Source organism: Arthrobacter sp. GW460-12-1-14-TSB2, assembly GCF_059423525.1.
The window spans coordinates 77,726-89,258 of record NZ_JBWKYC010000018.1; the positions used below are offsets into that span (position 1 = coordinate 77,726).

Annotated in this window: 12 protein-coding genes; 5 read left to right on the plus strand and 7 right to left on the minus strand. The window is 65.9% G+C overall.

Going from position 1 to position 11,533, the window contains the following annotated elements:
* From AC07YR_RS18675 to AC07YR_RS18690, 4 genes are all read right to left on the minus strand, one after another.
* Nucleotides 1–1,623, minus strand: coding sequence for a tyrosine-protein kinase domain-containing protein (locus AC07YR_RS18675; protein WP_494734831.1), 1,623 nt, complete (start codon nucleotides 1,621–1,623; stop codon nucleotides 1–3).
* 118 nt (nucleotides 1,624–1,741) lie between these two features.
* Complete coding sequence (locus tag AC07YR_RS18680; RefSeq protein WP_494734832.1) at nucleotides 1,742–3,022, minus strand: hypothetical protein; 1,281 nt, start codon at nucleotides 3,020–3,022, stop codon at nucleotides 1,742–1,744.
* A 42-nt stretch (nucleotides 3,023–3,064) separates the two neighbouring features.
* Complete coding sequence (locus tag AC07YR_RS18685; protein ID WP_494734833.1) at nucleotides 3,065–3,343, minus strand: PqqD family protein; 279 nt, start codon at nucleotides 3,341–3,343, stop codon at nucleotides 3,065–3,067.
* Nucleotides 3,344–3,368: 25 nt separating this feature from the next.
* Nucleotides 3,369–3,989, minus strand: coding sequence for a hypothetical protein (locus tag AC07YR_RS18690; protein WP_494734834.1), 621 nt, complete (start codon nucleotides 3,987–3,989; stop codon nucleotides 3,369–3,371).
* 213 nt (nucleotides 3,990–4,202) lie between these two features.
* Here AC07YR_RS18690 and AC07YR_RS18695 point away from each other — a divergent pair, with 213 nt between their 5' ends.
* Entirely contained in the window at nucleotides 4,203–6,017 is a 1,815-nt protein-coding gene (locus AC07YR_RS18695) for an HNH endonuclease signature motif containing protein (protein WP_494734835.1), read from the plus strand.
* Nucleotides 6,018–6,121: 104 nt separating this feature from the next.
* Here AC07YR_RS18695 and AC07YR_RS18700 read toward each other — a convergent pair whose 3' ends face one another.
* Complete coding sequence (locus tag AC07YR_RS18700; RefSeq protein WP_494734836.1) at nucleotides 6,122–6,589, minus strand: hypothetical protein; 468 nt, start codon at nucleotides 6,587–6,589, stop codon at nucleotides 6,122–6,124.
* Between AC07YR_RS18700 and AC07YR_RS18705 the strand changes: the two genes are divergently transcribed.
* The 3 genes from AC07YR_RS18705 to AC07YR_RS18715 all read left to right on the plus strand — a co-directional run bounded on the left by AC07YR_RS18705 (nucleotide 6,573) and on the right by AC07YR_RS18715 (nucleotide 8,896).
* A complete protein-coding gene (locus AC07YR_RS18705) occupies nucleotides 6,573–6,737 on the plus strand; it encodes a hypothetical protein (protein WP_494734837.1) in 165 nt (54 codons plus the stop codon). The two genes, AC07YR_RS18700 and AC07YR_RS18705, sit on opposite strands and share 17 nt — an antisense overlap.
* 353 nt (nucleotides 6,738–7,090) lie before the next feature.
* Nucleotides 7,091–7,717 (plus strand): arsenate reductase/protein-tyrosine-phosphatase family protein, encoded by a 627-nt coding sequence (locus tag AC07YR_RS18710; RefSeq protein WP_494734838.1) that lies wholly within the window; start codon nucleotides 7,091–7,093, stop codon nucleotides 7,715–7,717.
* 51 nt (nucleotides 7,718–7,768) lie between these two features.
* Nucleotides 7,769–8,896, plus strand: coding sequence for an LCP family protein (locus AC07YR_RS18715; protein ID WP_494734839.1), 1,128 nt, complete (start codon nucleotides 7,769–7,771; stop codon nucleotides 8,894–8,896).
* A gap of 120 nt (nucleotides 8,897–9,016) precedes the next feature.
* Here AC07YR_RS18715 and AC07YR_RS18720 read toward each other — a convergent pair whose 3' ends face one another.
* Complete coding sequence (locus tag AC07YR_RS18720; RefSeq protein ID WP_494734840.1) at nucleotides 9,017–9,376, minus strand: hypothetical protein; 360 nt, start codon at nucleotides 9,374–9,376, stop codon at nucleotides 9,017–9,019.
* 163 nt (nucleotides 9,377–9,539) lie between these two features.
* Between AC07YR_RS18720 and AC07YR_RS18725 the strand changes: the two genes are divergently transcribed.
* Nucleotides 9,540–10,598: an arsenic resistance protein gene (locus tag AC07YR_RS18725; protein ID WP_494734841.1), complete on the plus strand. Its 1,059-nt coding sequence runs from the start codon at nucleotides 9,540–9,542 to the stop codon at nucleotides 10,596–10,598.
* 86 nt (nucleotides 10,599–10,684) lie between these two features.
* On the opposite strand, the gene AC07YR_RS18730 is transcribed toward AC07YR_RS18725, so the two are convergent.
* Entirely contained in the window at nucleotides 10,685–11,239 is a 555-nt protein-coding gene (locus AC07YR_RS18730) for a hypothetical protein (RefSeq protein WP_494734842.1), read from the minus strand.
* Nucleotides 11,240–11,533 lie beyond the last annotated feature (294 nt).

Sequence of the window (11,533 nt, forward strand, 5' to 3'; positions counted from 1 at the left end):
CTAGCCCCGTGCCCGGCGGCCGGCGGGCACCGGTTCCAGCACGTCGCCGTCGTTCTTCCGCTGGATTTTGCTCTGGAAGGTGTCGTCAACAAACACCTCCGGGGCGAGGGATTCCGGAGCGGAGAGAGAGTCGGGTACCGATCCGGTGGCGGAGGTGTACGTGCCGTAGTAGGAGTAGGCGTCCGTGCCCTTGGTAGGCACGTAATTGAGGACGGCGCCTAAGATGCGGCCCTTCACCTTTTCCAGGTTGCCCAGGGACTGCCCCAGCTGTTCCTGGGTGGTCCGGCCCGTGCGGATCACCACGATGGCGCCGTCTGCGACGCGGGAGAGGACGGCAGCATCCGTGACCGGCAGCAGCGGCGGGGCATCGATCAGGACGATGGCATTCTCCGCCAGGGCATTGAGCATGTTCTTCATGGCCTTGGACCCGAGCAGCTCGCTGGGGTTCGGCGGAATGCGGCCCGAGCCGAGGACGGACAAGTTGGGCAGCGCACCCCAGGGCTGGAGGACGTCCTCAAGCTCGGCGGTGCCGGTAAGCACATCGGTGACCCCGACTCCCGGAACCAGGTTGAAAACGTCCACCAGCGTGGGGCGGCGGAGGTCGCCGTCGACCACCACAACGTTCTCACCGGCGGCCGCCATGGTGACCGCCAGGTTGGCCGTCACGGTCGACTTGCCTTCGGCCTGCATGGAGCTGGTGACCACGATGATCCGCGGCGGCTGGTCCACGTCCAGGAAGCTGATGTTGGTGCGCAGTTCCCGGAGGGCCTCGGCCATCGCCCCGCCGGCGTCGTGGAGTTGCGCGGCGGCCCCGGCGTCCAGAATGGTGCTTTTCTCGTCCAGGCGGTGATCAATGGGGAGGGTACCGATGACCGGGACGTCGAAGAGCCGCTCGATCTCCGCGGCGTTGCGGATCCGCCGATCCAGGTGCCGGCGGACAAGCGCATAGGCCACGCCCAGGGCCAGGCCGATGAGCGCACCGAGCGCAAGGGTGAGCTTGACGTTCGGGGACACCGGGCTGGTGGGAAGGACGGCCTTGCCCAGCGGGAGGATCCGGACGGCGGAGGCCGTGGCTGCTGGTGCAGCGGCCGGTGAGGTGCCGGCGTCGGGCGTGGTTGTTTCTGTTGTGGCTGTTTCCGGGGTGGCGGTTTCGATGGCTTCCACCTGGGCGGCGAGGCCGTTGACCCAGGCATCGGCCACGCGCTGGGCGGTTGCCGGATCCGGCGACTGGGCCGTCACCCGGATCTCTGCCGTGTCCAGCGGAACCTTCACGCTGATGGTGCCCAGCAGCGCATCGGCGGTGGTCTTGAGCTCCAGGGAGGCGATGACCCGGTCCGCTACCAGCCGGGACTTGGCCACGGACTCGTAGTTCTTGACCTTCGCCTTGGCCAGGCTGTCCCCGGCGAGGGAAAGGCTCACGTTGTCCGAGCCCGGGGTGACCACAATGCCGCTGGAATCGGACGAGTAGATCTTCGGCTGCAGAACGGTCCAGCCGAAGGCCGTCAACGTGGCCAGCAGGGTGAAGGCGACGATTGCCTTCCAATACACCCGCACCACGCGCAGGTAGTCGGCCAGGTCCAGGCCGGCGGGAGTTTCGCCCGCGGGCACAGTGTTGACGCTCATGGTGGTTCCTTCCAAGTTTGTATGTTTCCCTGCGGTCTTCGTTGCCGGGGTGTTGCGTCGTGCGGTGCCCCGCGCGGCTGGCGGCTAGTCGCCGCCCTGCGTTATTCGGTGCCTTGCGTTATTCGCTGCCCTGTTCCAAGACTGATTTGGCGATCAGTTGCCCGGCGGCTGCGGCGACGGCGGCCTTGTAGTCCTCCGGCCTGCCGTGCACCTTTGCGATTTCTTCGGCCAACTGGTCCAGCGTTACTGCGTTTGCGGTGGCTTCCCAGATGGCCGGCCCGATCCCGCTCAGCCGCACGATCTCCGCTTCCAGCATCACCAGCAGGTCGCCGTCGACCGCTACGGCATCCTTCGGTTCAACCCGGCGGATCCAGCCGTCCGAGACGGGGGTCGTGTCGTCGGGCTCAGCTTCTACTGCGCGCGCTGGGCGGGTGCGGGCCTCCCAGACGGGCTTCGAACGGCGCTGCTTGCGGAAGAGCGGCTCCAGGGCCGCCGGCAGGTCCGCGGCCTCCGAATAGGTCACCTGCCAGACTCCGCCGACGCGGTCGATCAGCCGGCACAGCGACTGCAGCGGCTCGTCGATTTCGGCCTGCGAGGACGAATCCGGGATGAGCGCCAGCAACCCGTCAGCCAACGGGAGCTGGCGGAGGGTTGGCTCCTGGTGTGCTTCTTGGGGTGCTTCTTGGTCGGGTGCAATCCGGTTGAGCAGCACGATGGACTGGATGAAGGGCTTGGCCGGTGCCGGCAGGAGCCCGAGCTCGTCGGGACCCACCTGGCGTTTGGGTGCGCCCGGCCCCTGCTTCACGGATAGCGGCTTGGGGTACGGAAGTACCGATCCGTCCGGTCCGATGGCTACCGTTTCGTCCGTGACATACCCGTACGTCCCGGCCAGTACCGAGGCAGCCGTGGTTTTGCCCGTGCCGGACTTGGCCACGAGAGCCACCACGGCGCCGGTCTCCGGAGAGGCCACGCCGCAGGCGTGGAGCATCATTAATTCGCCGGCGTTCTCCAGGATCGCGGCGACCGTGAGCCGGGAGGTGAGGTTCTCAGCCAGCTCCGCAAAGGAGGCGGCCTGCAGGGGGAACGTGCCGCCGTCGTACGTTTGGGACAAGTAGGAGACGGAAGCGGAGTACGGCAGGGATTCCGTGGGTTCCTTGGCGAGCGGCGGGACCATCGGTGCCCCGGCACCGGCACAGCGCGACCAGGCCGAGCGCATGCTGTGCTGCTGCTCGGGGGTGACCGAACGGCCCCAGCGGATGGCGAACTGGGTGCCGAGGACGTCGACGCTCAGCAGTTCCCCGCCGCCGCGCAGATCCTCAAAGAGCCGGGCGTCCCAGCCGCTGGAGAAGTCCCAGTCGAGCTGCGAATCTACGCCATGCTTTTTGTCCTCGCCGCTCATGACTCCCCCTTTCCGTCCAGCCGGTTGCTGCTTTGGTTTCTACTAACCCGGGATCCCAGCAGCTTCGATGAGCCGCTGGGCTTCCAGGCTGGCCAGGAAATTTTCCACCTGGTGCGCCAGTTGGCCGGCCGCGTCCTCGAAGATGGCTTCCAGTTCGGCGATGACGTCCGCCTGGTCGCGGCGGCCGTCGATCAGTTCCCAGATGGCCGCCGCGGTGCCGTCGAGGACTACGGGCTGGGTTGCGTCCAGGTGTAGCAGGGCAACCCGGTTTGTTGACTCGGTGCGGACTTCTGCGACCAAGGTGCCTCGGCGGTAGATCACGGTGTCTGCCTCTATCGATCTAGGGTCACGGGAAGGTGACCGAGAGGGCAATGCCGGGCAAAGTCACTGACTTGCTGTCGGGCAGCGTCAGAGTGATGGTCATCGTGTAGTAGTAGGTGACCTTCTTCGGCAACGGGGTGACGCGCTGGTACTGGAAAGAAAGCGGAATGTTCAGTGTCGCGCCGCTTGCAAGGGGACCAACGGTCGAGAACGTAGCGCTGTACTCATGGGCAGTGGAGTATGCCGGCAAGCCCAGGGCAGCCGGGGCCATGGACTGGATCCCGGCTCCTGTGAGCACTCCCCCGGACGGGATCGGGCTGGAAGGGGCAATGTTGATGGTTCCCGTGATTGTTCCGGTGATTGCGCTACCAGTGTTCTGGATGTCGAAACCCGTAGGCCCGGCGCCGGTAAGGTTCGTGCCCGTACCTGTACCCGTCGAACTGACAATCGTTAAGCCGGCTGTATTTGCACCCTTGAGCGTCAAAGTAGCGCTGTAGACCGCCGTCGGCCCAGACGCCGACGCTGCCGGAGCCGCAATAGCGGCCGCAATAACGGGCACGGACCAAGCCGCTCCCTTAACGATCCTGCGACGGCTGAGACCGCCCTCTTCGCTGCTCGTGACCTCTGCGTTCAGAACCTCAGACAATTTCGCCCCCACATATTTTTCGGCTGGGGCCAGCCCTGATTGGACCGGCCGCTTGCTTTCACCGCGTTTTCGCCGGCTGCGACCACTCTCCCCAACGACGCGAAAGGTTCACGCAAACGTTTTGCAAGATTCGGTCAAGGTTTCCTATCTGTGCAGAATTGAGGATTTCGGGTTGCCCCCTTAAATGTCGGTCCCCACTGGCAGGGTTATCCCATGGAAGCCGTTGGAGAACTCGCCCCGAACCAGGCCGCGCGCCTGGGCGGGTTTTCCGATGTGCCGTCCCTGGTAGTCGCGCCAACGCGGAGCCTTCGCGCGGTGCCCGCAGGCGCCCTCGCAGGCTCCCACTTTCGCGTGCCGGCGTCCGACGGCGGTGGTTCCGATGATCTGGCCCGGAGCCTAGAGCTGCTCAAACGTGCCGCTTCCACGGCGGTCGAGTATGCCGGGCGGCTCGGTTTCCGGGAGGCTGCTGGCTTCGCCGCCAACGTCGAGGACATCTCCCGGACCCTCGAATATCTGCAGATCGTCGCGGCCGGAGCTGTCGACCGGACGCGGCGCGAGGCTTCTGCGGCCGCGCGGGCGGGCACCGGCTCGTGCTCAAGTTCGGGCGCAGCGGTTGGCTGGACCACGGGTTGGGGCACCGACGCAGTGGCCGCCCAAGGTCCGGTCGGCTGGGCGCCCCGGGCCGGTGGCTGGGTCACCGGCCCCGGACCAGCGGCAGCGGATCCCGGCTCGCTGGAACCCGAACCGATGAATACCGGATCCATGCCCGCAGGCCCGGTGCCGGATCCGGCTGATGACGGGTGCCGGAACGCCGCCGAGTTCCTCCGCACCAGCTTGCGGATCAGCATTGCCGAAGCCCGGCGGCGCCTCAGTCTGGCGGACGCGGTGCTGCCGAGGACCGGGATTACCGGGCACACCGAGCCTCCGGGACATCGCGAACTCGCGGCCGCCGTCGCCGCCGGAACCGTTGCGTCCCGCTCAGCGACCATCGTCACCCTGGCCCTGGAGCGGGTCCGGCACCACGCCCCCGAAGACACGATGGCCCGGATGGAACATGACCTGACCCGCCACGCGGCCGGGAACGACCCGGATTTCGTGTCCCGGATCGCGAAGCGTTGGATCGAGGGGCTCGACCAGGACGGGTCCGAACCGTCCGAAGAAGAGCTCCGCCGGCGGCAGGGCGTGTTCCTCCGCCAGCCTCGCCGCGGGCTGTACCATGTGGAATTTTTCGCCACCGCCGACCAATACGAACCGCTCCTGACCGCCATGAACACGGCCACCAACCCCCGCACCCGCACAGGCGCCGGCGAGGGTAGCGGCGGCGACAGCGACACCACCGGCACCGGCGACGCAGAGCAGGACCTGGAACTGGAACTGGATCAGCGGACCCGTCCGCAGCAGCTCCTGGACGGTCTCGTTGGCGCCTGCAAAGCGGGCTTGGCCGCCGGTGGCCTTCCTGCCGCGGGCGGACTCCGGCCCCAGGTCATGGTCACTATCGGCTACCGCGACCTCCTCGACCGGATGGAGAACCTCGAGCACGCCACCGCAACCTCAGGCACCGGCGAGCGGACCGGCGCCACCGGCATCCCAGGCACCGAGGGCATCCCCGGCACGGGCTCGTTCACGTTCACCGGCCCCGTCACCGCCGCCACCGTCCGCAAGATCGCCTGCGACGCGGACATCATCCCCGTCCTGCTCGGCAGCCAGGGCCGGATCCTGGACATCGGCCGCACCACCCGGGTCTTCCCGCCCCATATCCGCAAAGCCCTCACCGCCCGCGACCAGGGCTGCGCCTTTCCGGGCTGCACCATCCCCGCCCCGTGGTGCGAAGCCCACCACATCACCTACTGGTCACACGGCGGAACCACCAGCACAGACAACGGCACCCTGCTCTGCAGCCATCACCACCACCTGATCCACAAGGAACAGTGGCAGATCCACGTCAAAACCGGGATCCCCTGGTTCATCCCGCCACCCCACATCGACCCACGCCAGGTCCCGCGACGAAACGGCTACTTCAGATGCTGAAAGCTCAGGCACTGAACAGCGGGCTGGGCACTGCCGCCCTGCAGAGCTGCCGGCGCCCCACCTCATGAGTGGATGGCCCCGCCTCAGAGGTGGATGGCCCCACCTCATAGGCGGATGACGGAGGTGCACGCCAGAATTGTCGGCGTCTGCTTGCCATACTCGTGGACGGTGACTTCTGCGGTCACCTCAAAGTCGCAGCGGTCGCTATTCCTGCCGCGTCGGCCATAACCGTCCATCGCGAAGTCCAGCTCCGTTGAACCTGCGGCCACATCGTAGATGAAGGCGGCCGTGAACGTGGCACCCTTGAGCGTTAGCGTCGGCAAGACGCATGCCGCACCCACGCTGATGAAGGAAAACGACAGGCTGCCAGGCACCGGCACCTGCCCACCAACGCGCAAAGCCGACGAGACGGGCGCTACCGGATTTATGGTGATTCGGACGCTCACCTTTCCGGAAACGGCGCCAAGACCCCGCAGGGTGAGCTCGACCGGCACCTTGACGGCGGGCCGAAGGTGTCCGGCCTCATTGGGATGCGTGGTCGAAGGAATGGCCCGAATGCCCGAGACGAGCACTGCTGAAGCTGACCCGGTCGAAGCTGGCGCCGCCGCGACCGGCATAACTGAAGCTGGCGTAGCTGGAGCCGGCGTAGCTGAAGCCGGCGTAACTGAAGCCGCCGTGACCGGTGCCGCCGTGACCAAAGCTGGCGCCGTCGCGGACTGAGAGACGGGGGCAGCGGTCGTTTCCGGAGCTGGCCGCAGGCCGCCCCACACCGCCCTGCGGCGCGTGGCTCCGGCATGGTCCTTGATGCGATAAGCAAGCTCTGACATCTACGTCCCCCGTAGCAATCGGTTGGGCCTCCCGGCCGGGCCGCCCAGCTGCTGTGACCGTGTTCTTCACCGGTTGACCCCACTGTGCCTGTTGTGCCTTCAGGTTCACTCAACCGAGCGGCAAGATTCGATCAAGATCTGCCCGTTCCTCCGGGCGGTTTGCCCCCGGACAGGAACTGCCTGCGTGTTAAGTTGAAGATCAGGGATCGCACCGATCTGACAGCCACTCCGGAAAGAGCCCTCACCGTGGAATCGCCAACGCCCGTTCGGATCCTCACAGTCTGCACGGGAAACATCTGCCGCTCCCCCGTGGCCGAACGCCTGCTGCAGGCCGGCCTGGACCAGGTCCTGCCCGGCGGCTTCGAGGTGCGGAGCGCCGGCACCCGCGCCATGGTGGGCAGCCCCATCCAGCCGCTCTCCGCCGAGATCGTGAACATGTACGGCGGCACGGACAAGGGCTTCGCGGCCCGGCAACTTACCCCCAAAATCCTCCGCGACACGGACATCGTGCTGACCATGACCTCCAAGCACCGCGGCGAGGTGCTGCAGCTGGACGCCTCCCTGCTCAAGCGCACCTTCACCATCCGGGAATTCGCGCGGATGCTGGAAGCCCTCGAGGAACGTGACGCCGCCGCCGGTGAAGCCAGCCGCAATGAAGGCAACAACAAAACGCCCGACGCCGGCACGCTCTGGCGCGGCCTGCCCGCCCGCCTCGCCTCAGTCCGGCACCTCGCCCTGGCCGCGGACAGCGCGGACAACGAAGTGATCGACCCCTACAAACGCGGCCCCGAGGTCTACCGGCAGATGGAAGACGAACTGGCTCCCGCCATCCTCACCATCCTTCGCTACGCTCGGCTCAACACGCCCACATAACAGGACTTTCGGCGTCGCCCTTTTCAGCACCAGCGGTGGTAGCGTCCGGTTATGGACAACCAGTCTGATCCGGAAGGAGCGGCTGAAAGTAAGCCGCCGCAGGGAAATTTCGCGTGGCTTCCCGTCTGGCTGCGCCGGCAGCCCCTTTGGCTCAAAGCCGTCCTGGCCATGGTCCTGGTGATCGCCCTGGGCAGCACCGCGTACGCGTTCTCACAGGTGGGACGCGGCGGTCCGCCTGCTCCCACCGCCAGCGGGGTGGCGACGGCGGAAGGAGCCACCTCGACGCCGTCACCCACTGAACCGGCACCGGCCCCGGCCCCGCCACCGGCACCTGAACCGCCGCCCGTGGCCATGAACATCCTGATCATCGGCAGCGACAGCCGCGGGGACTCTCGGGCAGAAGAAGCCCAGGCAGCTGCCGGAACACCGGCCGATCAACGCGCCGACGTCCTGATGCTGGTCCACGTGCCGGCCGACCGCCAAAAGATCTATGGCATCTCGATCATGCGCGACATGTGGGTGAACATCCCCGGCCGCGGCGAAGCGAAGATCAACGCCGGGCTGGAACTCGGCGGCATTCCGCTCATGGTTCAGACCGTGGAAGGGCTTTTCAATACCCACATCGACCACACCGTCATGACTGACTTTGCCGGTTTCAAAAGGGCCACCGACGCTCTGGGCGGCGTGGAAGTCAACGTCACCGTTCCGTTCACATCCACCCATGACTCCGGCCACACCTTCACCCCGGGCATCAACCGGCTCACCGGCGACCAGGCCTTGGAGTTCGTCCGCGAGCGCTACGCATTCGCCGACGGCGACTTCCAGCGCATCCGCAACCAGCAGACGTTCCTCAAGGCCCTGGTGGCCCAGTTCATGAGTGCCGGCACGCTCACCAACCCTGACAAGGTGGTGGGTGTGGTGCAGGCAGTTCGGCCGCACCTGATCTTGGACCAGAACTTCACCTTGGACAACCTGTGGCGGCTGGGCTACAGCTTGCGTGACGTGGGCCCCGAAGACGCCATCTTCTTCCGGCTGCCCGACGGCGGCTTCGGCTTCAGCACCACCGGGCAGTCGATCGTCTTCCAGAACCCCGGCGCGATAGGCGCCGTGTCAGCAGCACTCGCCAACGGCACCCTGGCGGACTACGTGGCGGCCAACGGCTTCGAGGGCGGGAACTGAGGGGTCGGGACTTGAGGGCTCGAGACCACCATGCCAAAGGGCCATCTGCAGGCGATTATGGGCCTACACAGGTGGCTGTTGAAGCATGGTGACGAGTTGCGGTGAGCTGCGTTCCGCCGCTTAGGCGGCGAGGCTCATGGCCCGGCTCCTTCGTCGGGTTGCCGTCTCCGTACCCCGGTGCGCGGTAACCCGCGGTGCGGGAGCCAAGACGCTGATGTTGCATTCCGACTGGAGCGGATCAATGGACGCCGGCAGGTGGTGCGATTCCGAACATGCCTGCAGCTGCTCCATTGCAGCCGGCTCAACATGTGCGTGGCTCACATCCACCACCAGGTGGAGTCCTTCCTTCAAATGATTTGCCCTCTTCACAACCACATACAGGGCCTGGAGGCTTTTCGCCGTCACATGGCCTTGGGCGGCAACTTCAGCCTGTCCGCAATCGAGATCGAGCCGTACTAAAACCTTGAGTTTGTCGTTCAAGTGTTTCCCCTATTCACTGCATGGCCGCGACGCTGCGACCTCCATCAGACTAGGGAGCGGATGTGACGTACGCAACACTGAGCGTCACATGCGGAAAGAGTGGCGTTATGAACGGCGGGGGGTGTTGTGGCCGGCTGCGGCGTGGGGTAATGACTCGCCTACGATGGAGCCCGTGAAGACCCGGACGTTTGTGGCATGGATGGAACGCCGCCAGATCGGCCTGTATCTTGCCGCGATTGCGGCCGGTGCCGCAGCGGGTTTGTGGGCGCCGGACTCGGCCGCCGTGCTGGAGCTGGCCATCAATCCGGTACTGGGGCTGCTGCTCTACGCGACATTCCTGGGGATCCCGTTCGCGGCACTGGGACGGGCCCTACGCGACGTGCCCTTCATGGCGACGGTGCTGGTGCTCAACTTCGCCGTGGTGCCCCTGGTGGTGTTCGGGCTGAGCCGTTTCGTCGCCGGCGATCAGGCGCTCCTGGTGGGCTTACTGCTGGTACTCCTCACGCCGTGCATCGACTACGTGATCGTGTTCACCGGTCTGGCCGGCGGGGCCGCCGACCGGCTGCTCGCCGCGGCACCGGTACTGATGCTCGCCCAGATGCTCCTGCTGCCGGTGTACTTGCTGATGTTCGTGGGGCCGGAGCTGGTGTCGGCGATTGATCCGGCACCGTTTATGCAAGCACTGGTGGGGCTGATCATCGTTCCGCTGGGTTTGGCGGCGCTGACGCAGTGGCTTGCCGGACGGTCCTTGCCGGGCGGGGAAGGTGACCTTCCCGCCGTCGGGCGTTCCGTCGTCGGACTTTCCGTTATCGGTTCCGCACCGGCGCACAAAGTCATGGCGGCCATGCAAGCGCTGATGGTCCCGCTCATGATGGCGACGCTGGCCGTGGTGGTGGGTTCGCAGATCGCGGGCGTGCGCCAGGAACTGGGTTCGCTGCTGGCCGTGGTGCCGCTGTATGCCGCGTTCCTGCTGGTGATGGTGCCGCTGGGCCTGCTCGCGGCCCGGACCGCCCGGCTGGATGCCCCGGCGAGCCTGGCCGTGGTGTTCAGCGGCGCGACCCGCAATTCGCTGGTGGTGCTTCCGCTGGCACTGGCGCTTCCCGAACCGCTGGCCCTCGCCGCGCTGGTGGTCGTGACGCAGACCCTGGTGGAACTCGTCGGCATGGTGGCCTATGTGCGCTTCCTGCCGGGGTTGGTGCCTGCGGGCGCTTCGGCGCATTAACGGAGCCAGGCTCCAGACCTGCCTCTGAGGAGGCCGTGCCTGGAGCCTGGCCGTGAACCGCGGAATCATGCTGTCCGCGGGTCCGGTTAGCAGGAGAGCGCCACCGAACCAGTCAGGTTGGTGCCGGACTTCGAGCAGCTGAAGATGATCGTTCCCACTGGCTGCTCGATAACGAGGGAAATACTCGTCACCGTGATCACCGGGTTGACGCCGGTCCAGTTGGGATTGGGGCATCCAGCTTCGGCCCCGGTTACTGTGGTCGGCGCCGTCAGGACCGCCGGATTCGTGACGAGCGTGAGGTTACCGTTCTTGATTGCACTGCCGGAAATGTCAGTTGGCGCGACGGCCGGACCAATGACGACCTTGTTCTGTCCAGGTGCAGTGTTTCCGCCGCCGTTCTGACACTGGTACACCGCAGCCCCGCTAACCGTTACGGTGGCACGGAGATCCGCGCCGCCAAGTCCGGTGATGACCGCCCTACAAGTTGTTGTCGCGGTGGACCCGCTAATGCTCACGGTGCAGACCGGCGAGCCGCCCTTCTTGAAATGCGGACTAGCCGCCTGGGCTGCCGACACCCCTGCCGTGAAAACAAACAGGACAACTGCGAAAAGCATGATGAGTCGTTTGATGATTCTGTTCATGGGATTGACCTCTGGGAAGGCGCTGGCTTAGACCAGCACGTAGTGGCACATCCACCCGGACACTGGCTTTACCGTTGTCCGAGAACAGTCCGTGGCCCCCCAGTAATACGGGCCAAAATCCGACGCGACATACAGGATGCGCGTCCTCAAGAACCGTTGCAACGGCCCCTGGGCCTCGCCAGGAACCGCCTGAAACTGTGCTACTCGTCAGGAGTTCAACTGTGGGAATCCCGACCCACCAAGGTGACACCCTGAGCGCCGCCACGACAAGGGCCTTTAGTATCTATTTCTGGA